The organism is Streptomyces sp. NPDC049915, from assembly GCF_040656475.1.
In the GTDB taxonomy this organism is placed as follows: Bacteria; Actinomycetota; Actinomycetes; order Streptomycetales; family Streptomycetaceae; genus Streptomyces.
This window is the reverse complement of sequence record NZ_JBFAMH010000029.1, coordinates 58,710-82,723: the sequence shown is the minus strand read 5'-3', so window position 1 is coordinate 82,723 and position 24,014 is coordinate 58,710. Positions and strand designations below refer to the sequence as shown.

The window sequence follows — 24,014 nt, the reverse complement described above, 5'->3', positions numbered from 1 at the left end:
AAAGGACCCGCGATGCGCACCCGACACGTCTACCACGCCGTCGACTCGCACACCGAGGGCATGCCCACCCGGGTGATCACCGGCGGCATCGGGGTGCTGCCCGGCGACACCATGGCCGCGCGCCGCCGCCACCTGGTCGATCACCTCGACCACGTCCGCACCCTGCTGATGTACGAGCCACGCGGCCACTCCGCGATGAGCGGCGCGATCCTGCAACCGCCCACCCGCCCGGACGCCGACCACGGCGTGCTGTTCATCGAGGTGTCGGGCGCGCTGCCGATGTGCGGACACGGCACGATCGGGGTCGCCACGGTGCTCGTCGAGACCGGGCTGGTGCCGGTCGTGGAGCCGGTGACCACGGTCCGGCTGGACACCCCCGCCGGGCTCGTCACGGTCGAGGTGCGGGTGACGGACGGCGTCGCGAAGGAGGTGACGCTCACCAACGTGCCGGCGTTCTGCGTGGCCCTGGAGCGGGTGGTGGAGGTGCCCGGGTACGGCGCCGTCGGGTACGACCTCGCCTACGGCGGGAACTTCTACGCCTTCGTCTCGCTGGACGCGCTCGGGCTGCCCTTCGACCGGGGGCGCAAGGACGAGCTGCTGGCCGCCGGGCTCGCGATCATGGACGCGGTGAACGCGTCCCCGGACCGGCCGGTGCATCCGGAGCACCCGGAGATCGCCGGGCTCAAGCACGTGTATCTGATCGCGACCGGCTCCGACGCGAAGCACTCGCGGCACGCGATGGCCATCCACCCCGGCTGGTTCGACCGCTCGCCGTGCGGCACCGGGACCTCGGCGCGGATGGCGCAGCTGCACGCGCGTGGTGAGCTGGCGCTCGGCGCGGACTTCGTGAACGAGTCGTTCATCGGGACGCGGTTCGTGGGACGCCTGGTCGGCCGGACCACCGTCGGGGGGCTGCCGGCAGTGGTCCCCACGGTCACCGGGCGGGCCTGGATCACGGGCACGGCGCAGTACTTTCTGGACCCGGACGATCCGTTCCCGGCGGGTTTCCTACTCTGAGGTGCCGCGAAGTGAACTGATCGCAGCCGATCGCGGTCCCGCAGTCCCGCAGTACCCGTAGCCGTGGAGGCAGACCATGGGTGGCCACCTGAAGCAAGCCAACCTCATCACCGCGCAGGAACGCCTGCGCGACCAGGTGGCCCACGCGCTGCGCGCCGCGCTGATCTCCGGTGAGCTGCAGCCGGGGCGGGTGTACTCGGCGCCGGCGCTGGCCTCCGACTTCGGGATCTCGGCGACTCCGGTGCGGGAGGCGATGCTCGACCTGGTCCGTGAGGGGCTGGTCGAACCCGTGCGGAACAAGGGGTTCCGGGTGACCGAGGTCAGTGCGCGGGATCTCGACCAGTTCAGCGAGCTGCGGGCGCTCATCGAGGTGCCGACGGTGGGGGCGGTGACGCGGTCCGCTCGGCGCGAGGAGCTGGAGGCGCTGCGGTCGGTGGCCGAGGAGATCGTGGCCAGCGCGCGCGAGCACGACCTGATCGGGTATCTGGACGCCGACCGGCGCTTCCATCTGTCGCTGCTGGGGCTGCACGGCAACGAGCGGCTGGTCGAGACGGTGGGGGACCTGCGCAAACGGTCCCGGTTGTACGGGCTGACGGCTCTTGACGCGCGGGGGATGCTGGTGCCTTCGGCGGAGGAGCATGTGGAGTTGCTGGATCTGATGCTGGCGGGGGATGCGGGGGCGGCGGAGGCGGTGATGAGCCGGCATCTGGGGCATGTGCGGTCGCTGTGGGCTGAGGGGGTGTGACGGGCGGCCGTCCTGTGTCTGCGGGTTGCGTCGTGGCTGGTCGCGCAGTTCCCCGCGCCCCTTGTATGCCTGCGGTTGCCCGTTGCTGCCCGGTGGGTGGCTGGTGTAGCGCCTTCTGTTGTCTGTGAGTCGGGGCCGGGGCGGGGGGTGTCCGTCCTCGGTCCGGCCGCCCGTCACCGACGACGGCACCCTTTCCCGGTGCCGGCCGCTGCGGGCGGACACCCCCCACCCCGTCCCCTCCCCGCCGTCGGCGACTGCCTCCGGTGGTAGCTGCGGGCAGTCGTGCCTCCCCCAAGCTCTTCGAGCAGGGGGACCCCCAGGGCGGCACGGGTGGGCTGGGGCGGGCACCTCGCAGAGGCCGGTCCACGCACCCCCGCCTTGTCGGCGCCCGGCGGCAGCCACCCCGCTGAACTCCTCCGCGGGTGCGGCTAGGCTCGGGCCAGTACGACAAGAAGGAGGCCGGAGATGACGGCGCCCGGGCGCAGGAGCAGTACCTTTTCGCGGCTGCTGCGGCACGGATTCACCGACCCGTCCGCCGCCGAAAGCCTCCTGGAGGGCGTCGGCCTCGCCCTCGTCCGCACCGACCCGGTTCTGCTGGAAGCCCTCGGCGCCACCGCCGATCCCGATCTCGCCCTGCAGGGTTTCGCCCGTCTGCTGGAGGCGCAGCCCGATGCCGCGGGCCGCCGGGAACTGCTCGACACGGTGATAGCGGCAAAGCCGCTGCGGGACCGGCTGCTGGGCGTGCTGGGCGCGTCGGCGGCGCTGGCCGATCACCTCGCCCGGTATCCGCGGGACTGGCAGGCCCTGGTCACCTATGAGCCGTCCGACCTGCACCCCGGCCTCGTGGAGTTCGAGCACGGTCTGGAGGAGGCCGTCGACCCCGTCTCGCTGCGCGTCGCCTACCGCCGCTGTCTGCTGTCCATCGCCGCCCGCGACGTGTGCGGCACCACGGACGTCGCCGAGGTCGCCGCCGAGCTGGCCGATCTGGCCACCGCGACGCTGCGCGCGGCCCTGGCCATCGCGAAGGCGTCGGCTCCCGAGGACGCCGCCGCCTGCCGGCTCGCGGTGATCGCGATGGGCAAGTGCGGCGGACACGAGCTGAACTACGTCTCCGACGTCGACGTCATCTTCGTCGCGGAGGCGAGCGAGGGGACCGACGAGGGCAAGGCCCTGAAGGCCGCGGCCAGGCTCGCCTCGCATCTGATGCGGATCTGTTCCGAGACCACCGTCGAGGGGTCCATCTGGCCCGTCGACGCCAATCTGCGGCCCGAGGGGCGCAACGGCCCGCTGGTGCGGACCCTGGCCAGCCATCTCGCGTACTACCAGCGCTGGGCGAAGACCTGGGAGTTCCAGGCCCTGCTGAAGGCCCGGCCGGTCGCTGGTGACGACGAGCTGGGGCGGGCGTACATCGAGGCGCTGGAGCCGCTGGTCTGGCAGGCCGCCGAGCGGGAGAACTTCGTCGCCGACGTGCAGAAGATGCGGCGGCGGGTCGTCGAGAACATTCCCGTGGCCGAGGTGGAGAGGGAGCTGAAGCTCGGGCCCGGCGGGCTGCGCGACGTCGAGTTCGCCGTGCAGCTCCTGCAGCTGGTGCACGGGCGCGCCGACGCCTCCCTGCGCAGCGGTACGACGCTGGACGCGCTGCAGGCGCTCGCGGCGGGCGGCTATGTCGGGCGGGCGGACGCCATGCAGCTCGATGAGGCCTACCGGTTCCTGCGGTCCATGGAGCACCGGATCCAGTTGTTCCGGTTGCGCCGCACCCATCTCGTTCCCGAGGACGATGCCGATCTGCGGCGGATCGGGCGGTCACTGGGGCTGCGCACGGACCCGGTGACCGAGCTGACCCGTGAGTGGAAGCGGCACTCCGGGGTCGTACGACGGCTGCACGAGAAGTTGTTCTACCGGCCGCTGCTCGACGCGGTCGCCCAGCTCGCGCCGGGGGAGGCACGGCTGAGCGCCACGGCGGCCCGGGAGCGGATGATCGCCCTGGGGTACGCCGATCCGGCCGCCGCGCTGCGGCATCTGGAGGCGCTGGCGTCCGGCGTCACCCGCAAGGCAGCCATCCAGCGGACGCTGCTGCCGGTCCTGCTCGGGTGGTTCGCGGACTCCGCCGACCCGGACGCGGGGCTGCTGGGCTTCCGCAAGGTGTCCGACGCGCTGGGGAAAACCCCCTGGTACCTGCGGTTGCTGCGGGACGAGGGCGCGGCCGCGGAGAACCTGGCGCGGGTGCTGTCCGCCGGGCGTCTGGCCCCCGACCTGCTGATGCGGGCTCCGGAGGCCGTGGCGCTGCTCGGCGACGGGGACGGTGGCGGGCTCGCGCCGCGCTCCCGGGCCCATCTGGAGCAGGAGATCCTCGCGGCGGTGGGGCGCGCCGAGAACGCCGAGCAGGGCGTCACCGCGGCCCGTGGCGTGCGCCGCCGGGAGCTGTTCCGGACCGCTGCCGCCGACATCGTCGGTTCCTACGGCACCGAGACGCAGTCCGCCGAGGCCGACCAGGGCGCCCTCGTGGACCGGGTCGGCGGCGCCGTCTCCGATCTGACGGCCGCCACCATCGCCGGCACCTTGCGGGCCGTCGTGCGCGAGGGGTGGGGCGACACGCTGCCCACGCGGTTCGCCGTCATCGGCATGGGACGCTTCGGCGGACACGAGCTGGGCTACGGCTCCGACGCCGACGTGCTGTTCGTGCACGAGCCGCGGGACGGCGTCGACGAGACGGAGGCCGGCGCGGCGGCGAACAAGGTCGTCGCCGAGATGCGGCGGCTGCTGCAGATCCCGCACTCCGACCCGCCGCTGCTGATCGACGCCGATCTGCGCCCGGAGGGCAAGTCCGGGCCGCTGGTGCGCACCCTGAAGTCGTACGAGGCGTACTACCGCCGCTGGTCCCTGACGTGGGAGTCGCACGCGCTGCTGCGGGCCGAGCCGGTCGCCGGGGACGAGGAGCTGGGGCGCCGGTTCGTCGAGCTGATCGATCCGCTGCGGTACCCGGCGGGCGGGCTCGGCGAGGACGCCGTACGGGAGATCCGGCGGCTCAAGGCGCGGATGGAGTCCGAGCGGCTGCCGCGCGGCGCCGATCCCAAGCTGCACACCAAGCTCGGCCCGGGCGGGCTGTCCGACGTGGAGTGGACGGTGCAGGTGCTGCAGCTGCGGCATGCCCGGGAGATTCCGGGGCTGCGCACCACCCGGACCCGCCAGGCCCTCGCCGCGGCCCTGGACGCCGGGCTGCTGTCGGCCGAGGACGCGGAGATCCTGGACGAGGCGTGGGTGCTGGCCACCCGGGTGCGCAACGCGGTCATGCTGGTGCGCGGGCGGGCCGGGGACACGTTCCCCACGGAGAGCCGCGAACTGGCGGCCGTCGGGCGTTATCTCGGATACGGCCCCGGGCGCGTCGGGGACATGCTCGATGCCTACCGGCGTACGACGCGCCGGGCGCGCGGCGTCGTCGAGGAGCTGTTCTACGGCGCTTAGGCCCCATCTAACGGCCGGCCGGTACCGGTTCCCGCGCTGCCTTGACGGCCACCTGCCTCGGCAGGGCGTACGGCAGCGTGCCGTACCACAGCCGTGCCACCGTGTAGCCGAAGGCCAGGCACAGGACGCCGCCCACCGCGTCCAGCCAGAAGTGGTTGGCCGTGGCCACGATGACCAGCAGGGTCGCCGCCGGGTAGAGCAGGCCGAGGACGCGCGCCCAGGGGGTCCTGGCGAGGGCGAAGATCGTCAGGCCGCACCACAGGGACCAGCCGATGTGCATCGACGGCATCGCCGCGTACTGGTTCGACATGTGCTTCAGGTCGCCGGAGGCCATCGAGCCCCACGTCTGGTGGACCATGACGGTGTCGATGAAGTGGCTGCCGGTCATCAACCGCGGTGGCGCGAGCGGATACAGATAGTAACCGACCAGGGCCACACCGGTCGTGGCGAACAGGACCAGCCGGGCCGCGCCGTAGCGCCCCGGATGGCTGCGGTACAGCCAGACCAGCACGCCGACGGTCACGATGAAGTGCAGGGTGGCGTAGTAGTAGTTCATGCCGATGATCAGCCAAGTCGCCGAGTTCACGGCATGGTTGACGGACTGCTCGAAGGCGACGCCGAGGTGGTGCTCCAGCGCCCAGATCCAGTCGGCGTTGCGCAGCGCCTGCCCGCGCTGCTCGGGGACGGCGTTGCGGATCAGCGAGTACGTCCAGTAACTCACCGCGATCAGCAGGATCTCGAACCAGAGCCGCGGGGCCCGCGGGGCGCGCAACCGGCCGAGCGGGCCTGTCCGCGAAGCGGCCGTGACGGACTGCGGGAGCGCCTCTTCGCGGCCTTCCGGGGTCGTCACGATCGTCTCACCCATGAGCACGAATTCTGCCAGAAAAGCCTTGTGCGACCGATCATCCTCCGGTCGGGTCCAAAGCGCACCTTCTCCACCCTGCGGACGATTTGGCCGCCGGAGCTCCCCTACGGGCGGTTTCGGTCGCCCGGCGCCGAGGCGGTGGAGCCGCGCACCACCAGTTCCGGCATGAACACGAACTCGCTGTGCGGAGCGGGGGTCCCCCCGACCTCCTCCAGCAGGGTGCGCACGGCCGCCTGGCCCATCGCCGGGACCGGCTTGCGGACCGTCGTCAGGGGCGGGTCGGTGAAGGCGATCAGCGGCGAGTCGTCGAAGCCCACGACGGAGATGTCCTTCGGGACCTCCAGGCCCCGCTGGCGGGCCGCGCGTATGGCGCCGAGCGCCATCATGTCGCTGGCGCACACCACGGCCGTGCAGTCGCGGTCGATCAGCGCGGTCGCGGCCGCCTGACCGCCCTCCAGCGTGTACAGGGAGTGCTGGACCAGCTCCGTCTCGATCACGTCCGGCGCGAGGTCCAGCTGGTCCTGCATGGCCCGCACGAACCCCTCGATCTTGCGCTGGACCGGCACGAACCGCTTGGGGCCGAGGGCCAGGCCGATCCGGGTGTGGCCGAGCGAGGCCAGGTGCGTCACCGCGAGCGCCATCGCGGCGCGGTCGTCGGGGGAGATGAACGGCGCCTGCACCTTGGGCGAGAAGCCGTCCACGAGCACGAACGGCACACCCTGGGCGCGCAGCTGCTCGTAGCGCTGCATGTCGGCGGTGGTGTCGGCGTGCAGCCCGGAGACGTAGATGATGCCGGCCACTCCGCGGTCGACGAGCATCTCGGTCAGTTCGTCCTCGGTGGAGCCGCCCGGGGTCTGGGTGGCGAGCACGGGGGTGTAGCCCTGGCGGGTCAGTGCCTGGCCGATGACCTGGGCCAGGGCCGGGAATATGGGGTTCTCCAGCTCGGGCGTGATCAGCCCGACGAGGCCCGCGCTGCGCTGCCGCAGCCGCACGGGGCGTTCGTAGCCGAGTACGTCGAGCGCGGCCAGCACGGACTGGCGGGTGGTGGCGGCGACGCCGGGCTTCCCGTTGAGGACGCGGCTGACGGTCGCTTCGCTCACCCCCGCCTGCGCAGCGATGTCCGCAAGCCGTGTGGTCACGGCACCGGACTGTACCGGCCGGATGCCGCCTTGCACACCGACCGGGCGCCGGGGGCGGGCCGTCGGACGTCCCGCGGTGGGCTGCTGCGTCATCGCGCTCCCTTGTGCAATCGGTGGCAAGAGCTTGCAGAGTCTTTCACAGGGCGGCCCCGCCCCGCGCAACCCGCGTAAACAACAGTCTCACAGCGGTCTCATGTCGGTCGAGGCCCGATCACGCCCGGGTAACTTCGGAGATGTCTTGCACAATTTTGCTGCAAGGTCTTTCGTGACGCTTACATGGCTGTTACGTTCACGTCGCCCGACGGCGAGCAACGGCGCAGTCGGCACCACTCGGGCTTTCACCTCAAGGAGAACTCATGCGGCGTGGCATAGCGGCCACCGCGCTGGCGGCGTCCCTCGCGCTGGCGGCGACGGCCTGCGGCGGCAGCGACAGCGGCGACAAGGCCGACGGGCCGGTCACCATCACCTGGTGGGACACCTCCAACGCCACCAACGAGGCCCCGACGTACCAGGCCCTCATCAAGCAGTTCGAGGCGGCGAACAAGGACGTCAAGGTCAACTACGTCAACGTCCAGTTCGACCAGGCCCAGAACAAGTTCGACACCGCCGCCGGCTCCAAGGGTGCTCCCGACGTGCTGCGCTCGGAGGTCGGCTGGACCCCGGCCTTCGCCAAGAAGGGCTACTTCCTGCCGCTGGACGGCACCGAGGCCCTCGCCGAGAAGGACAAGTTCCAGGCGAGCCTGATCCAGCAGGCCCAGTACGAGGGCAAGACCTACGGCGTGCCGCTGGTCACCGACACCCTCGCGCTCGTCTACAACAAGCAGCTCTTCGCCAAGGCCGGCATCACCGAGGCGCCCAAGACCTGGGACGACCTGAAGAAGGACGCCGCCACCGTCCAGGACAAGACCGGCGTCGACGGCTACTGGGGCTCCACCCAGGCCTACTACGCCCAGTCCTACCTCTACGGCGAGGACACCGACACGGTCGACGCCGCCGGCAAGAAGATCACCGTGAACTCGGCCGCCGCCAAGAAGGCCTACGGCACCTGGCTGAGCCTGTTCGACGGCAAGGGCCTGCACAAGGCCGACACCACCGCCGACGCCTACGCCCACATCCAGGACGCGTTCGTCAACGGCAAGGTCGCCGCGATCATCCAGGGCCCGTGGGAGATCACCAACTTCTACAAGGGCTCGGCCTTCAAGGACAAGGCCAACCTGGGCATCGCCACCGTCCCGGCCGGCTCCGCCGGCAAGGCCGGCGCCCCGACCGGCGGGCACAACCTGTCCGTCTACGCGGGCTCCGACGCCGCCCACCAGAAGGCCGCGCTGAAGTTCGTCAACTTCATGACCTCCGCGAAGACGCAGACGCAGATCGCGCTGAAGAACTCCACGCTGCCGACGCGCGACGACGCCTACACCGCCGAGGTCAAGGCCGACCCGGGCATCGCCGGCTACCAGACCGTCCTGCCCGCCGCCCAGCCGCGCCCGGCGCTGCCGGAGTACAGCTCCCTGTGGGGCCCGCTCGACACCGAGCTGCCCAAGATCGCCGCCGGCAAGGAGTCCCTGGACAAGGGCCTGAGCAACGCGGAGACCGCGATCGCCAAGCTGGTCCCGGACTTCAGCAAGTGACCCCGCGTGGCCGCCGGATCCCCCGTCTTGAGCGGGGGGAGGGATCCGGCGGCCACCGGTCTGCGCGCCGTACTCCCTGATCGTCTTCGAAGGTGTCGAGAACCATGACAGTCACCCAACGTCTCAAGCACGGCTACCAGAAGCACTGGTACGCCTACGCGATGATCGCCCCCGTGGCCGTCGTGCTCGGCGTCCTCGTGATCTATCCGCTGGTGTACGGCCTCTACCTCACGCTCACCGACGCCAACAGCCTCAACACCGCCCGGACGATCGGCGTCAACCACATCGACGCCGCCTACAAGTTCATCGGGCTGGACAACTACCAGGACATCCTCTTCGGCCCGACGGCGTACGACCGCTTCTGGTCGCACTTCATCTGGACGATCGCCTGGACCGCGCTGTGCGTCGCCCTGCACTACTCCATCGGCCTCGGCCTGGCGCTGCTGCTCAACCAGAAGCTGCGCGGACGCACCGTCTACCGGCTGCTGCTGATCGTCCCCTGGGCCGTGCCGACCTTCGTCACCGTCTTCGGCTGGCGGATCATGCTCTCCGACGGCGGCGTCGTCAACACCTTCCTCGACGCCCTGCACCTGCCCTCGCCGTCCTGGCTGGAGGACACCTTCTGGCAGCGGTTCGCCGCGATCATGGTCAACACCTGGTGCGGTGTGCCGTTCATGATGGTCTCCCTGCTCGGCGGCCTGCAGTCCATCGACGCCTCGCTGTACGAGGCCGCCGAGATGGACGGCGCGAGCCCCTGGCAGCGGTTCCGCTACGTCACCCTGCCCGGCCTGCGCTCGGTCAGCTCGACCGTGGTCCTGCTCGGCATCATCTGGACCTTCAACCAGTTCGCGGTGATCTTCCTGCTGTTCGGCGCGACCTCCGCGCCCGACGCCCAGATCCTCGTCACCTGGGCCTACTACCTCGGCTTCGGACAGCAGCCGCGTGACTTCGCCCAGTCCGCGAGCTACGGCATGCTGCTGCTGGCCATCCTGATCGTCTTCACCTCCTTCTACCGCCGCTGGCTGAACCGCAACGACCAGCAGCTCGCGATCTGAGGCAGGAGCCCTCCTCATGACCACGACCACAGTCGAGACCTCCGCCGCGGTGACCGAGAAGACCCCAACGGGCGCACCCCGCTCGGTGCGCGGCCGCGGCAGGCGCTCCCTCGCCGCCACCCTCGCCTCCCACGGCCTGCTGATCGCCGCGAGCGTGATCGCCCTCCTGCCGGTGGCCTGGCTGGTGTTCCTCTCCCTCGGCCCGGACAAGGACGACTATCTGCACCCCGGCCGGATCTGGGGGAAGATGACGCTGGACAACTACTCGTTCGTCATCCAGCACACCAGCTTCTTCGACTGGCTGAAGAGCTCCCTGATCGTCTCCCTCGGCACCACGGTGATCGGCGTCCTCGTCGCCGCCACCACCGGCTACGCCGTCTCCCGCATGCGCTTCCCGGGCTACCGCAAGTTCATGTGGGTCCTGCTGGTCACCCAGATGTTCCCGGTGGCCGTGCTGATGGTGCCGATGTACCAGATCCTGTCCGAGCTGCAGCTGATCGACAACTACCTCGGTCTGATCCTGATCTACTGCTCGACCGCGGTGCCGTACTGCGCCTGGCTGCTCAAGGGCTACTTCGACACCATCCCGTTCGAGATCGACGAGGCCGGACGCGTCGACGGCCTGTCCCCGTTCGGCACGTTCGCGCGGCTGATCCTGCCGCTCGCCCGGCCGGGCCTGGCGGTGGCCGGCTTCTACAGCTTCATCACCGCCTTCGGCGAGGTGGCCTTCGCCACCACCTTCATGCTCGACGACAGCAAGTACACCCTCGCCGTGGGCCTGCAGAGCTTCATCAGCGAGCACGACGCGCAGCGCAACCTCATGGCCGCCACCGCGGTCCTGATCGCGATACCCGTCTCCGTGTTCTTCTACCTCGTGCAGAAGAACCTCGTGACCGGCCTCACCGCCGGCGGCACCAAGGGCTGACGCTCCGTCAGCCCGCAGGTTCCCGCGCGTTCGGTCGCGCGGGCAGGCGGCCGCGGTGACTCTCCGACCCCGCTGTCACCGCGGCCGCCTCAACCCCCGGCCGCCGTACCCGCAAGCCCCATGACCGCACCTTCTTCACGCTTCAAGGACGCCATGACCCAGCACTCCGCCGACCCGGCACCGCACTCCGCCCTCGCCACGGTCGCCCAGCGCCGCGACTGGTGGCGCGAGGCGGTGATCTACCAGGTGTATCCGCGCAGCTTCGCCGACAGCAACGGTGACGGCATGGGCGACCTGGAGGGCGTACGCTCCCGCCTGCCGTACCTGCGCGACCTGGGCGTGGACGCCGTCTGGCTCAGCCCCTTCTACGCCTCCCCGCAGGCCGACGCCGGTTACGACGTCGCCGACTACCGGGCCGTCGACCCCATGTTCGGCAACCTCCTGGACGCCGACGCGCTGATCCGCGACGCCCACCAGCTGGGCCTGCGCATCATCGTCGACCTGGTGCCCAACCACTCCTCCGACCAGCACGAGTGGTTCAAGCGCGCCGTCGCCGAGGGCGCCGGCTCCCCGCTGCGCGAGCGCTACCACTTCCGCCCCGGCAAGGGGAAGAACGGCGAACTGCCGCCCAACGACTGGGAGTCCATCTTCGGCGGCCCGGCCTGGACGCGCGTGGCCGACGGCGAGTGGTATCTGCACCTCTTCGCGCCCGAGCAGCCCGACTTCAACTGGGACCACCCGGCCGTCGGCGACGAGTTCCGCTCCATCCTGCGCTTCTGGCTCGACATGGGCGTCGACGGCTTCCGCATCGACGTCGCCCACGGCCTGGTCAAGGCCGACGGCCTGCCCGACCTCGGCAGCCACGAGCAGCTGAAACTGCTGGGCAACGATGTCATGCCGTTCTTCGACCAGGACGGCGTGCACGCCATCTACCGGCAGTGGCGCACCATCCTCGACGAGTATGCGGGCGAACGCATCTTCGTCGCGGAGGCGTGGACCCCGACCGTCGAGCGCACCGCGAACTACGTCCGCCCGGACGAGCTGCACCAGGCGTTCAACTTCCAGTACCTGGCGACCGAGTGGGACGCCAAGGAGCTGCGCACGGTCATCGACCGCACGCTGGAGGCCATGCGCCCGGTCGGCGCCCCCGCCACCTGGGTGCTGTCCAACCACGACGTGACCCGGCACGCCACCCGCTTCGCCAACCCGCCCGGCCTCGGCACCCAGATCCGCACCGCCGGCGACCGGGCGCTGGGCCTGCGCCGGGCCCGCGCCGCCACGCTGCTGATGCTGGCGCTGCCCGGTTCGGCCTACGTCTACCAGGGCGAGGAGCTGGGCCTGCCGGACGTCGTCGACCTGCCCGACGAGGTGCGCCAGGACCCGGCGTACTTCCGCGGCGCGGGCCAGGACGGCTTCCGCGACGGCTGCCGGGTGCCGATCCCGTGGACCCGCACGGGATCGTCGTACGGCTTCGGCAGTGGCGGCAGCTGGCTGCCGCAGCCGGAGAACTGGGGCGAGCTGAGCATCGAGGCGCAGACCGGTGTGCCGGACTCGACCCTGGAGCTGTACCGCTCCGCGCTCGCCGCCCGCCGTGAGCACCCGGACCTCGGCGCCGGTGACGGTGTGGAGTGGCTGCGCGCCCCCGAGGGCGTTCTCGCCTTCCGCCGCGGCGACTTCGTCTGTGTCGCCAACACGACGGCGGAGTCCGTGACGACTCCGGCGTACGGCCGCGTGCTCCTCACCAGCGGTGAGGTGACCGAGGCCGACGGCGAGGCGAAGGTGCCGGCCGACACGACGGTGTGGTTCACGACCGCCTGACGGACCGGCCCGCAGACCGTCTGACGGCCCTTCGCAAGAATCTTCAACAACTTCCTCCGGCCCGCTGCCTTTTCAGGCAGCGGGCCTTTAACATCTGCGTCACCGCAAGTTTGCTGAAGGTTTCAGCAAGCTCTTACGCGGTTCCCCGCATGCCTTCAAGGACGAAGGAACCCCACAATGGCACGCAGAATCCTCGCCGGGGCCGCCGCACTTGCCGCGGCACTCGTCATGACTCCGGCCGCCGCACACGCCTCCCCGCCCGGCACCAAGGACGTCACGGCCGTCCTCTTCGAGTGGAAGTACGACTCGGTCGCCAAGGAGTGCACCAGCACCCTCGGCCCCGCCGGCTACGGCTACGTCCAGGTCTCCCCGCCCGCCGAGCACATACAGGGCTCCCAGTGGTGGACGTCGTACCAGCCGGTCAGCTACAAGATCGCCGGGCGGCTCGGTGACCGGACCGCCTTCCAGAACATGGTGAACACCTGTCACGCGGCCGGGGTGAAGGTGGTCGCCGACACGGTCATCAACCACATGTCGGCCGGCAGCGGCACCGGCACCGGCGGTTCGTCGTACAGCAAGTACAACTACCCGGGCCTGTACTCGTCGTACGACTTCGACGACTGCACCAGCCAGGTCAGCAACTACCAGGACCGCTGGAACGTCCAGCACTGCGAGCTCGTCGGCCTCGCCGACCTGGACACCGGCGAGCCCTACGTCCGCGGCGCGATCGCCGGGTACATGAACGACCTGCTCTCGCTCGGCGTGGACGGCTTCCGCATCGACGCGGCCAAGCACATCGACGCCGCCGACCTCGCGAACATCAAGTCCCGGCTGACCAACCCGTCCGCCTACTTCAAGCAGGAGGTCATCTACGGCGCGGGCGAGGCCGTCCAGCCGACCGAGTACACCGGCAACGGCGACGTCCAGGAGTTCCGCTACGCCTACGACCTCAAGCGCGTCTTCAACAACGAGAACCTCGCCTACCTGAAGAACTACGGCGAGGCCTGGGGGTACATGAACAGCTCGGTCGCGGGCGTCTTCGTCGACAACCACGACACCGAGCGCAACGGCTCCACCCTGAACTACAAGGACGGCGCCACCTACACCCTCGCCAACGTCTTCATGCTGGCGTACCCCTACGGCGCCCCCGACATCAACTCCGGCTACGAGTGGTCGGACGCGGACGCGGGCCCGCCGAACGGCGGCACGGTGAACGCCTGCTGGCAGGACGGCTGGAAGTGCCAGCACAAGTGGCCGGAGATCATCGGCATGGTCGGCTTCCGCAACGCCACCCGCGGTGAGGCCGTGACGAACTGGTGGGACAACGGCGGCGACGCGATCGCCTTCGGACGCGGAGCCAAGGGCTTCGTGGCCATCAACCACGAGTCGTACAGCCTGAGCCGCACCTACCAGACGTCCCTGCCGGCCGGGACGTACTGCAACGTCCAGAACAACACCCCGGTGACGGTGAACGGCTCCGGCCAGCTCACCGCCACCCTCGGCGCCAACACCGCCCTCGCCGTCTACGCGGGCAGGACCGGCTGCTGACCCACCTCCCGGCCGGGCCCACGGCGTCCTGCACCGCCGCCGTGGGCCCGGTGGGAGGCGCTGCCAAGCGGAGCAACAACGCGTGCGTGCGTCCCGACCAGGTCGGAGGCTGGCGTCATGAGCATCCGTCCGTGGGTCGTCGTCGAGGCGCCAGACGATCGCGGCCTTCGCCGGGTCACCGTCGGAGGCAGTCCCGCGGGCAGCGCCTGGTCGCTGCGCGAGTTGCGGAAACTGCTGGACCGTCTCGGTTACCCGGACGTCGACGTGGAGGACCCCGCCTCGGTGTGCTGGCGCGGAGGGGACAGCGGTACCTGGCCCGACCAGGCCGTCAGGCGGCGCGCGACCATGGTCGTCATGATGGCCGGGCTGCTCGCCTCCGGGACTCTCAATGCGATCATCGGCTGGCCGGACGCCTCCAGCGCCCTGACGTTCGCCCAGCGCATCACCGGGGCCGTACTCGTGCTGTCCGGCGTGGTCCAGGGCGCCGGGGCGGTCCTGGTGCCCGACCACTGGGGCCGGCGGGAGTTCAGGGCCTCCGGCGCGATCGTCCTGCTCGGCGCCTTCATCGCGCTGGCCATGGACACTCTGCTTTTCCTGCTGTGGCTGGAGGAGAAGGAGATCACGCCCTACCTGTTTGCCTTCCTGCCGCTGGGGTGCTGGGCGGTGTGGGCGTCCGTCCTGCTGATCAGGCAGAAAGCCTGGAAAGGGCTGCCGCGCCCCACTAAATTTGTGGCGGGATTTTACGCGACGGCTCTGCTGTCCGCGGTCAGCCTCGCGTACTCCACGCTGTACCAGCCCGCGACGGCTCCCATGCGTTTCTCCCTCAAGGCGGAATTCGGGAGGGCGCGCCAGGACCGTTCTCTCCCGTTCGTCCAGATTCCGCTGAAGCTCTCCGTGAAGAACACGGGGGAGGTGTCGGTGTACGTCATCGTCAACGACTTCTCCGTCTACGGCAGAACCGCCACGTATTCCGAGCACGGGGATTCGTCGGAGCGGGCGTGGAAGGAGAGCTTCGGTGAGGAGGAGGAGGCCGAGCGATACGTCGATCGGCTCTCATACCAGCGGCTGAGCAGCGGACGTCTGTACGAGCCCGGGGACGTGCTGGAGGCCGGGCAGGAGGACACCCGCGTGCACGTCCTGCAGATCCCCAGGGACGTGCCGTACGACCTGATCCACGTCGACCTGCAGGTCACCTACATGAGGAAGGACCGGGGCCGGATCGACGTGGAGCACTACCGGAAACCGTACGAGTCGTGGCGGCATCCCCGGTACGCCTGCCGCGCTCACGGGTGCCCCTCGGACACGCTCACCTACCTCGGCAGGGTGAGGCACGAGAACAACCTCGTCAACGTGACCCGGGCACCGCTTTATGTGACGGCGTTCTGGTCTCCGAGGGCTCGGCCGGTGTACTCCATTTCTTCTTTCCACTTCACGGGCGGCTGGATCGACAACGCCGCGCAGAAAAGAGAACTGAAGAAATTCGGAATCGCGACCCGGCATGCCGACGCCGAGGTGTCCGTCGCGGAGCTGCTGAGATTCATACCTGCTGCGCCGCGCTGAGCCAGCTGCCCGACTGGACGCCCGCTTCCTGGTCGAGCTGCACGGCCGCCTGGAGGCAGTCGAGTGCGCGAACGCCGAGTGACGAGTAAATGTCATTCGCCGGGAGCGAGTCGGCAAGCTGGGGGATCATCTGCTTGATGGCCAGCGCGGTGTCGGCGAGCGTGTGGTTCCGCAGTTGGGCGAACACGTCCAGGGAGGCGTTCTTCGTTTCCTCGGACTTCCAGAAGTCCTGGACGCCCTCGCTGTCCCAGGTGCCGGGGGTCAGGCTCTGCAGATCCTTGGCGAGGGTCGTGTCCGGAATGGATTCGAAGACGGAGTCGGTGCAGACCTTGGCCGCCTTGCCGAGCGGTTCGTCCGGCAGGCCCTGATCGACGATCGCCTTCTTCAGCTCCTTCTCCAGGCGGCGCTTCTTGTCCGCCGCCCCGGGGTCGCCGGGCTGTGACGCACTGGCCTCCTGCGCGCTGTCCGCGAGCCCTTTCCGCTCGTCCTCGGCGGTGTTCGGGTTGCTCGCGGTCTCCAGTGCGGTCGCCGCGAGCATCTGCGACGTCGGTTGAGCGCCGGCGAGGGCACCGGTTCTCCCCTCCTCGCTCGCCGTGCCCTCCTGCACGGACGACAACACGTTGTTCGCGCCCCCGACCAGGCTGTTCTCCACGTCCGGCGGCGTGTCCTGGTCGGCGACGACCTTCAGCACGGATGCCGACCTGGCCACGACCAGACCGAGCGTGCCACTCACGGGCGGTGTCTCCGCCCCCACCGCCGCGTCCAGGGCGGCGGCCACCCGCTGTACCAGCCCGGTCAAGCGGTCGCCTACCGCGGCGGGTGTCCCCGGGTCGGCGATCACCTCCAGTGCGGAGGCCGCCTGCTGTGCGCTGCGGACGGCCGCGTCACGCTCCTGCGGCGGGGTCTGCGTGTCGTTCACCGCCTGCAGCACGTCGGTCAGCTGCTCCACGCTCGGCACCAGCTCCTCGGGAACGTCGGCCTTCTTGTCCTCCAGGTCCGCCGCCAGGTTGCCGGCCTCGTCCTGCTGCTGCTTCAGGGCGGTGGAGGCCGATGAGCCGCCGTCGTCCGAACCGGACGGCGTCCCGGTGCCCGGTTCGCTGGGCGTGGGGTTGGCCGGCTGTGACGACGGGGAGGAAGCCGGCGCGTCCGGTTCCGGCGAGTCCGGTGTCGGCGCGGGAGGCGGTGTCGGGGACTGCTGTCCGTCCGAGGAGGGCGTCGGGGCCGGAGGCGTGGAGTCGGCTCCCACCGAGGAGGGGAGCCGGCCCGTCCCGGCCCCGCCGGGAGCCGCGGCCGCCGGGGGCGCCGGGCCCATGGTCAGCGCGAGCGCTGTGACCAGGGCGGATGCGCCGGTCAGAGGGAGGAGGGTGTGTCGCCGGGTGGTTCTCGTCATGGTGGATCCCGAGGGGGCTCGCACACGGTTTTGCGCCACACCAGCCACTCTTCCCCCATCCGGCGTACCCCGCAACGTCAGCGCGGCGCCCCGCCGGCCGGACGCGGCGCCCCCTTCGTGGTGGCGAGATCCGAGCTCCGAAAAAACCAGGTGAAAGTTCTTGCTGGGTGTTTCAGACCTCTTGCTGTAAGTCTTTCGTCGGCGATACGGTCCCCCGCGGGCGCCCGCAGCGCAGCCCGCGCCAAGACGCCGGGGTCGGACCCGAATGAGCCGCAAGCACAAGGAGTTTCCGCCTGTGATACCGAGATGGCCGGCGCCCGGGACGCGCCGCAGTGCACGGGGAAGGCGGGTCGCGGCCGTCACTGCCGCCGCCCTCGCGGCCGCGCTGGTGCAGCCGCTCGCCGCCCACGCCGATGCCCCGCCCCCGCCGCCCTCCGACGCGGCACTCGCCGCACAGCCCGCCCGGCACGACGCCACCCGCGAGCAGTTCTACTTCGTCATGCCGGACCGCTTCGCCAACGGCGACACCGCCAACGACCGCGGCGGCCTGACCGGTTCGCGCCTGACAACCGGCTACGACCCCACCGACAAGGGCTTCTACCAGGGCGGCGACCTCAAGGGGCTGACCGAGCGCCTCGACTACATCAAGGGCCTGGGCACCACCGCCATCTGGATGGCGCCCATCTTCAAGAACCGGCCCGTGCAGGGCACCGGCTCCAACGCCTCCGCCGGCTACCACGGTTACTGGATCACCGACTTCACCCAGGTCGACCCGCACTTCGGGACCAACGACGACCTCAGGACCCTCATCGCCCGGGCCCACGCCAAGGGCATGAAGGTCTTCTTCGACGTCATCACCAACCACACCGCCGACGTCGTCGACTACGAGCCCGCGTCCCACGACTACCTCTCCAAGGGCGCCTTCCCCTACCTCACCAAGGACGGCCGCCCCTTCGACGACGCCGACTACGCGGCCGGCGGCAAGGGCTTCCCGGCCGTGGACGCCGGCTCCTTCCCGCGCACCCCGAAGGTCACCGGCAACGTCAAGGTCCCGGCCTGGCTCAACGACCCGACGATGTACCACAACCGCGGCGACTCGACCTACGCCGGCGAGTCCGCCACCTACGGCGACTTCTCCGGCCTGGACGACCTGTGGACCGAGCGTCCCGAGGTCGTGAGCGGCATGGAGAAGATCTACGAGCGGTGGGTGAAGGACTTCGCCGTCGACGGCTTCCGCATCGACACCGTCAAGCACGTGAACACGGAGTTCTGGACCCAGTGGGCCACGGCACTGAACAAGTACGCGGCGCGGCACGGCCGTAAGGACTTCTTCATGTTCGGCGAGGTCTACTCCGCCGACACGTCCATCACGTCGCCGTACGTCACCCAGGGCCGGCTGGACGCGACCCTCGACTTCCCCTTCCAGGACGCGGCCCGCTCCTACGCCTCGCAGGGCGGCAGCGCACAGAAGCTGGCGAAGGTCTTCGCCGACGACTACAAGTACACGACCGACAAGGCCAACGCCTACGAGCAGGTCACCTTCCTCGGCAACCACGACATGGGCCGTATCGGGTCCTTCCTGAAGCAGGACAACCCCGAGGCCGCCGACGCCGAACTCCTCGCCAAGGACAGGCTCGCCAACGAGCTGATGTTCCTCAGCCGCGGCAACCCGGTCGTCTACTACGGCGACGAGCAGGGCTTCACCGGTTCCGGCGGCGACAAGGACGCCCGCCAGACGATGTTCGCCTCGAAGGTCGCCGACTACCTCGACGACGACGAGATCGGCACCGACCGCACCCACGCGAGCGACGCCTACGACACCTCCGCCCCGCTCTACCGGCAGATCAGCGCCCTGGCCGCGCTGCGCAGGGCCAACCCGGCGCTGACCGACGGCGTGCAGCAGGAGCGGTACGCCGCCGACGGGCCCGGCATCTTCGCCGTCTCCCGCACGGACGCCCGCACCGGCCAGGAGTACGTCGTCGCCTTCAACAACGCCGGCTCCGAACAGACGGCGACCTTCGCGACCGGCTCCGCCGGCATGGCGTACCGGGGGATCTACGGCGCCGACGGCACCCTCAGGACGGACGCCGACCGTAAGCTCACCCTCACCGTCCCGGCCGGTTCCGCCGTCGTCTACAAGGCGGCCGGCAAGCTCGCCGCCCCCGCCGCCAAGCCGGCCCTCACCCTCACGGCCCCCGCCCCCGGTGCCACGGGGACGGTGGACATCACCGCCGACGCCGGCGGCGGCGCGCTCGACCGCGTCGTCTTCGCCGCCCAGGTCGGCAACGCCAAGTGGCAGATCCTCGGTTCCGCCGACCACGCCCCCTACAAGGTCACCCAGACCCTCGGCAAGGACGTCCCGGCCGGCACCGCGCTGCGCTACAAGGCCGTCGTGATCGACTCCGCCGGACGCACCGCGAGTGCCACGGCGAGCAGCACCACCGGCACCCCGCCCGCGTCCGAGGTGCCCACCGCCTCCTCCCGCGACTACGCGATCGTGCACTACAAGCGGGCCGACGGCGACTACGCGAACTGGGGCCTGTACGCCTGGGGCGACCTCGCCGACGGCGAGGCGACGAACTGGCCGGCCAGCCACTCCTTCGCCGGCCGAGACGCCTACGGGGCCTTCGCCTACGTCAAGCTGAAGCCGGGCGCGTCGAATGTCGGGTTCCTGGTCATCGACAAGGACGGCAACAAGGACGTCTCCGCCGACCGGAGCATCGACGTCACCAAGACCGGCGAGGTGTGGATCGAGCAGGGGAAGACCGACGTCCTGACGGAAAGGCCCGCCTACCCGGCCCAGGACACCACCAAGGCGGTCGTCCACTACCACCGCGCCGACGGCGCGTACGACGGGTGGGGCCTGCACGTCTGGACGGGCGCCGCGAACCCCACCGACTGGTCCAAGCCGCTGCAGCCGGTGCGCACCGACGCCTACGGCGCCGTGTACGAGGTGCCGCTCGCGGCCGGTGCGACCAGCCTCAGCTACATCCTCCACAAGGGCGACGACAAGGACCTGCCCACCGACCAGTCCCTCGACCTCAAGACCAGCGGTCACGAGGTGTGGCTGCTGGCCGGGCAGGAGAAGTACCTGCTGCCGCAGCCGCAGGGCTCCTCCGCCGCGCTCGACCTGACCACCTCCAAGGCGGTCTGGATCGACCGGGACACCGTCGCCTTCAACGGCTCCGAGTCCGCCGCCTCCACCCAGCTGCTGTACTCCCGCGACGGCTCGATCACCGTCCGGGGTGGCGCGCTGACCAGCGACGACGAACGCTGGATCAGGCTGTCCAGGAGCACCCTGACCGACGCGCAGAAGGCGAGGTTCCCGCACCTGAAGGACTACACCGCCTACTCCGTCGACCCGCGCGACCGCGACCGGGTCCGTGAGGCCCTGTGCGGCCAGCTCGCCGTCTCCCAGCGCGCGGCGAACGGAGCCGTACTGGCCGCGACCGGCGTGCAGATCGCCGGCGTCCTGGACGACCTGTACCCGGGTGCGACCAAGGCCCACCTGGGCCCGACGTTCCGCGACGGGAAGCCGACGCTCGCCGTGTGGGCGCCGACGGCACAGAGCGTGTCGCTGGAGCTGGACGGCTCGCTCAAGGCCATGCACCGCGACGCCGCGACCGGCGTCTGGTCCGTCACCGGCCCGGCGTCCTGGAAGAACAAGCCGTACCGGTACGTGGTGACGGTGTGGGCGCCCAGCGTCCGCAAGGTCGTCACCAACCAGGTCACCGATCCCTACTCCGTCGCCCTGACCGCCGACTCCGCGCGCAGTCTCGTCGTCGACCTGGGGGACAAGTCCCTGGCGCCGAAGGGCTGGTCCACGCAGGCCAAGCCGAAGGCCGTGCCGCTGCGGGACGCGCAGATCCAGGAGCTGCACATCCGGGACTTCTCGGTCGAGGACCCGACCGTCCCCGCCGAGGACCGGGGCACCTACCGGGCCTTCGGCGATACCGGCAGCGACGGCTCGAAGCACCTGCGGGAGCTGGCGCGGGCCGGCACCTCCTACGTGCACCTGCTGCCCGCGTTCGACATCGCGACGATCCCCGAGAAGAAGGCCGACCGGGCCACCCCCGACTGCGACCTGGCCTCCCTGCCGGCCGATTCCGACCGGCAGCAGGAGTGCGTGACGAAGAGCGCCGCGAAGGACGCCTACAACTGGGGCTACGACCCGTACCACTACACGGTCCCGGAGGGCTCCTACGCCACCGACCCGGACGGCACCGCCCGCACGGTGCAGTTCCGTGAGATGGTCCAGTCGCTCAACCGGGACGGGCTGCGGGTCGTCATGGACGTCGTCTACAACCACACGGCGGCCGCGGGCCAGGCTGACACCTCGGTGCTGGACAAGGTCGTGCCCGGTTACTACCAGCGGCTCATGGCCGACGGCTCGGTGGCCACCAGCACGTGCTGCGCGAACACCGCGCCCGAGAACGCCATGATGGGCAAGCTGGTGGTCGACTCGATCGTCACCTGGGCCAAGGAGTACAAGGTCGACGGATTCCGCTTCGACCTCATGGGCCACCACCCGAAGGCCAACATCCTGGCCGTACGGAAGGCGCTGGACGCGCTGACCCTCGCCAAGGACGGCGTCGACGGCAAGAAGATCATCCTGTACGGCGAGGGCTGGAACTTCGGCGAGGTCGCGAACGACGCCCGCTTCGTGCAGGCGACGCAGGCCAACATGGCCGGCACCGGCATCGCCACCTTCTCCGACCGCGCCCGTGACGCCGTGCGCGGCGGCAGCCCCTTCGACGCCGACCCCGGCGCCCAGGGCTTCGCGAGCGGCCTGTACACCGACCCCAACTCCTCCACCGCCAACGGCACCCCGGCCGAGCAGAAGGCCCGCCTGCTGCACGACCAGGACCTGATCAAGGTCGGCCTGTCCGGAAACCTGGCGAAGTACCACTTCACGGACACCGCCGGCAAGGAGGTCACCGGCGCCGAGATCGACTACAACGGCGCTCCCGCCGGGTACGCCGCCGACCCCGGTGACGCCCTCGCCTATGTCGACGCGCACGACAACGAGGCGCTGTTCGACGCGCTCGCCTACAAGCTGCCCGCCTCGACGAGCGCCGCCGACCGGGCCCGGACGCAGGTCCTGGCGATGGCCACGGCCGCCCTCTCGCAGGGCCCGGCGCTCTCCCAGGCCGGCACCGACCTGCTGCGCTCGAAGTCGCTGGACCGCAACTCCTTCGACAGCGGCGACTGGTTCAACGCGATCCACTGGAATTGCGCCGACGGCAACGGCTTCGGCCGCGGACTGCCGCCGGCCGCCGACAACGCGTCCAAGTGGCCGTACGCGGCGCCGCTGCTGGCGTCGGTCAAGGTGGGCTGCCCGCAGATCGACGGCGCGTCCGCGGCGTACCGGGACCTGCTGAAGATCCGGACGACCGAGCCGGACTTCTCCCTGGCGACCGCCGCGCAGGTGCAGTCGCGGCTCTCCTTCCCGTTGTCCGGGAAGGACGAGACGCCCGGTGTGATCGCCATGCGCCTCGGTGACCTGGTCGTCGTCTTCAACGCGACGCCCGAGCGGCAGGAGCAGCGGATCACCGGCCTCGCCGGGACGGCGTACGGGCTGCACCCGGTGCAGGCGGCGGGGGCCGACCCCGTCGTCAAGGGTGCGTCCTACCAGGCGGCGACCGGCACCTTCACCGTTCCGGCGCGGACGGTGGCGGTCTTCCGGCACCTGGACTGAACGGACGGTCGCGGTCTTCCGTCACCTAGGCTGACCGCGACCGCCGTAGAACAGGAGCGCCCATGCCGCAGATCACCGTCGACTACTCCGAGCGCCTCGCCGACGTCTTCGACCGGCCCGGTTTCGCCCTGGCCGTGCACGAGGCCACGGTCGAGATCGCGGCCGCCAAGCCGCCGGCGTGCAAGACGCAGTTCCGCCGGACCGAGGACACCGTCGTCGGCCCGGACAGCGAGGGCCACGCCATCGTGCACATCACGATCGGCCTGCTGGCCGGCCGCACCGAGGAGATCAAGGCGCGGCTGACCGAGCAGGTGCTTCAGCTGCTGCGGCAGCACGTGAAGCCCACCGAGGGCCTCGCGCTGCACGCCTCCGCCGAGGTCCGCGACCTCGACGCCTCCTACCGGAAGTACGACGCCTAGCGAGGTCCGAAGCCCGGGCGGCGAGGAAGCTAGGCGGCGAGCGAGCCGAGCCGGGTGACCAGGTCCGTGAAGGGCCCGTCGCCCGGCTCGTCCTTGAGTACCCGGCGCAGCAGCGCGCCCATCTCCTCGTCGTGCGCCGCGCTCACCGCGAGGAGCGCGGCGAAGTCGTGCACGAGCTGCGTCTGCAGCTCCGCGCGCGGGATGCGCCGGCCGTCCAGCCAGAGCAGCGCGGTGGACTCGGCGAGCGAGATCCAGGAGCGGATCACCAGCTCCAGCCGCGCGGGCGGCTCCTCGACACGCAGATGCGCCAGGATCTGGACGTAGGCGGCCTGCCGTACGGAGTCGATGAGCGCGTTCGTGGTGGAGGAGCCGACGGCCGGGCCGCCGCGCATCAGGGCCGAGAAACCGGGGCCGTGGTCGTCGACGAAGTCGAAGAAGCGGGCCATCACCCGCAGCAGCCGGGCGCCCAGCGGCCCCTCGTGCGGCTCCACGAAGCGGGCCGCCAGTTCGTCCGAGGCGCGCTGCAACGCGGCCTCGTACAGGCTGAGTTTGCCGGGGAAGTAGTGGTAGACGAGCGGGCGTGAGATGCCCGCGGCCGACGCTATCTCGTCGATGGAGACCTCGTCGGGCGAGCGGCGGCTGAACAGCTCGAGGGCGACGCCGATCAGCTGTTGCCGTCGCTCCTCGACGCCCATTCTGCGGCGTACCCCGGTAGTCATGCGCACACCTTACCGATCGGATCCGG

15 protein-coding genes are annotated in these 24,014 nt (G+C 70.4%); 11 read left to right on the top strand and 4 right to left on the bottom strand.

Annotated features, from left to right (window positions below; all coding sequences use genetic code 11):
- Positions 1–12: 12 nt before the first annotated feature.
- From AB0J12_RS33520 to AB0J12_RS33510, 3 genes are all read left to right on the top strand, one after another.
- Positions 13–1,017, top strand: coding sequence for a proline racemase family protein (locus tag AB0J12_RS33520; protein WP_363268390.1), 1,005 nt, complete (start codon positions 13–15; stop codon positions 1,015–1,017).
- Between the two features lie 76 nt (positions 1,018–1,093).
- Positions 1,094–1,762: a GntR family transcriptional regulator gene (locus AB0J12_RS33515; RefSeq protein WP_363268388.1), complete on the top strand. Its 669-nt coding sequence runs from the start codon at positions 1,094–1,096 to the stop codon at positions 1,760–1,762.
- Between the two features lie 465 nt (positions 1,763–2,227).
- Positions 2,228–5,224, top strand: a complete 2,997-nt coding sequence (locus AB0J12_RS33510; protein ID WP_363268387.1) for a bifunctional [glutamine synthetase] adenylyltransferase/[glutamine synthetase]-adenylyl-L-tyrosine phosphorylase — start codon at positions 2,228–2,230, stop codon at positions 5,222–5,224.
- A gap of 7 nt (positions 5,225–5,231) precedes the next feature.
- Here the strand turns inward: AB0J12_RS33510 and AB0J12_RS33505 are convergent, their stop codons facing one another.
- A complete protein-coding gene (locus tag AB0J12_RS33505) occupies positions 5,232–6,089 on the bottom strand; it encodes a phosphatase PAP2 family protein (protein ID WP_363268385.1) in 858 nt (285 codons plus the stop codon).
- A gap of 104 nt (positions 6,090–6,193) precedes the next feature.
- Complete coding sequence (locus AB0J12_RS33500) at positions 6,194–7,228, bottom strand: LacI family DNA-binding transcriptional regulator (RefSeq protein WP_363268384.1); 1,035 nt, start codon at positions 7,226–7,228, stop codon at positions 6,194–6,196.
- A gap of 356 nt (positions 7,229–7,584) precedes the next feature.
- Here AB0J12_RS33500 and AB0J12_RS33495 point away from each other — a divergent pair, with 356 nt between their 5' ends.
- The 6 genes from AB0J12_RS33495 to AB0J12_RS33470 all read left to right on the top strand — a co-directional run bounded on the left by AB0J12_RS33495 (position 7,585) and on the right by AB0J12_RS33470 (position 15,762).
- The gene (locus tag AB0J12_RS33495) at positions 7,585–8,856 is read left to right on the top strand and encodes an extracellular solute-binding protein (protein ID WP_363268383.1); all 1,272 of its coding nucleotides are present in this window, start codon (positions 7,585–7,587) and stop codon (positions 8,854–8,856) included.
- Between the two features lie 104 nt (positions 8,857–8,960).
- Positions 8,961–9,911, top strand: a complete 951-nt coding sequence (locus tag AB0J12_RS33490) for a sugar ABC transporter permease (RefSeq protein ID WP_363268382.1) — start codon at positions 8,961–8,963, stop codon at positions 9,909–9,911.
- A 16-nt stretch (positions 9,912–9,927) separates the two neighbouring features.
- The gene (locus AB0J12_RS33485) at positions 9,928–10,836 is read left to right on the top strand and encodes an ABC transporter permease subunit (protein ID WP_363268381.1); all 909 of its coding nucleotides are present in this window, start codon (positions 9,928–9,930) and stop codon (positions 10,834–10,836) included.
- 153 nt (positions 10,837–10,989) lie between these two features.
- A complete protein-coding gene (locus AB0J12_RS33480; RefSeq protein ID WP_363268380.1) occupies positions 10,990–12,654 on the top strand; it encodes a glycoside hydrolase family 13 protein in 1,665 nt (554 codons plus the stop codon).
- Between the two features lie 177 nt (positions 12,655–12,831).
- Entirely contained in the window at positions 12,832–14,202 is a 1,371-nt protein-coding gene (locus AB0J12_RS33475) for an alpha-amylase family protein (RefSeq protein ID WP_363268379.1), read from the top strand.
- Between the two features lie 117 nt (positions 14,203–14,319).
- A complete protein-coding gene (locus AB0J12_RS33470) occupies positions 14,320–15,762 on the top strand; it encodes a hypothetical protein (RefSeq protein ID WP_363268378.1) in 1,443 nt (480 codons plus the stop codon).
- Here AB0J12_RS33470 and AB0J12_RS33465 read toward each other — a convergent pair.
- On the bottom strand, positions 15,740–17,152 hold the full coding sequence (locus tag AB0J12_RS33465) for a hypothetical protein (protein WP_363268376.1): 1,413 nt from the start codon (positions 17,150–17,152) through the stop codon (positions 15,740–15,742). The two genes, AB0J12_RS33470 and AB0J12_RS33465, sit on opposite strands and share 23 nt — an antisense overlap.
- 295 nt (positions 17,153–17,447) lie before the next feature.
- Here AB0J12_RS33465 and pulA point away from each other — a divergent pair, with 295 nt between their 5' ends.
- Positions 17,448–22,850, top strand: coding sequence for a pullulanase-type alpha-1,6-glucosidase (gene pulA, locus AB0J12_RS33460; RefSeq protein ID WP_363268375.1), 5,403 nt, complete (start codon positions 17,448–17,450; stop codon positions 22,848–22,850).
- A 62-nt stretch (positions 22,851–22,912) separates the two neighbouring features.
- Positions 22,913–23,269, top strand: coding sequence for a 5-carboxymethyl-2-hydroxymuconate Delta-isomerase (locus AB0J12_RS33455; RefSeq protein WP_363268374.1), 357 nt, complete (start codon positions 22,913–22,915; stop codon positions 23,267–23,269).
- Between the two features lie 29 nt (positions 23,270–23,298).
- On the opposite strand, the gene AB0J12_RS33450 is transcribed toward AB0J12_RS33455, so the two are convergent.
- Complete coding sequence (locus AB0J12_RS33450) at positions 23,299–23,988, bottom strand: TetR/AcrR family transcriptional regulator (protein ID WP_363268373.1); 690 nt, start codon at positions 23,986–23,988, stop codon at positions 23,299–23,301.
- Positions 23,989–24,014 lie beyond the last annotated feature (26 nt).

Coding starts and splice junctions, on each gene's coding strand:
- AB0J12_RS33495 (WP_363268383.1), top strand. CDS start 7,585: ATGCGGCGTGGCATAGCGGCCACCGCGCTGGCGGCGTCCCTCGCGCTG.
- AB0J12_RS33510 (WP_363268387.1), top strand. CDS start 2,228: ATGACGGCGCCCGGGCGCAGGAGCAGTACCTTTTCGCGGCTGCTGCGG.
- AB0J12_RS33450 (WP_363268373.1), bottom strand. CDS start 23,988: ATGACTACCGGGGTACGCCGCAGAATGGGCGTCGAGGAGCGACGGCAA.
- AB0J12_RS33490 (WP_363268382.1), top strand. CDS start 8,961: ATGACAGTCACCCAACGTCTCAAGCACGGCTACCAGAAGCACTGGTAC.
- AB0J12_RS33470 (WP_363268378.1), top strand. CDS start 14,320: ATGAGCATCCGTCCGTGGGTCGTCGTCGAGGCGCCAGACGATCGCGGC.
- AB0J12_RS33480 (WP_363268380.1), top strand. CDS start 10,990: ATGACCCAGCACTCCGCCGACCCGGCACCGCACTCCGCCCTCGCCACG.
- AB0J12_RS33485 (WP_363268381.1), top strand. CDS start 9,928: ATGACCACGACCACAGTCGAGACCTCCGCCGCGGTGACCGAGAAGACC.
- AB0J12_RS33475 (WP_363268379.1), top strand. CDS start 12,832: ATGGCACGCAGAATCCTCGCCGGGGCCGCCGCACTTGCCGCGGCACTC.
- AB0J12_RS33520 (WP_363268390.1), top strand. CDS start 13: ATGCGCACCCGACACGTCTACCACGCCGTCGACTCGCACACCGAGGGC.
- AB0J12_RS33465 (WP_363268376.1), bottom strand. CDS start 17,152: ATGACGAGAACCACCCGGCGACACACCCTCCTCCCTCTGACCGGCGCA.
- AB0J12_RS33455 (WP_363268374.1), top strand. CDS start 22,913: ATGCCGCAGATCACCGTCGACTACTCCGAGCGCCTCGCCGACGTCTTC.
- AB0J12_RS33515 (WP_363268388.1), top strand. CDS start 1,094: ATGGGTGGCCACCTGAAGCAAGCCAACCTCATCACCGCGCAGGAACGC.
- AB0J12_RS33505 (WP_363268385.1), bottom strand. CDS start 6,089: ATGGGTGAGACGATCGTGACGACCCCGGAAGGCCGCGAAGAGGCGCTC.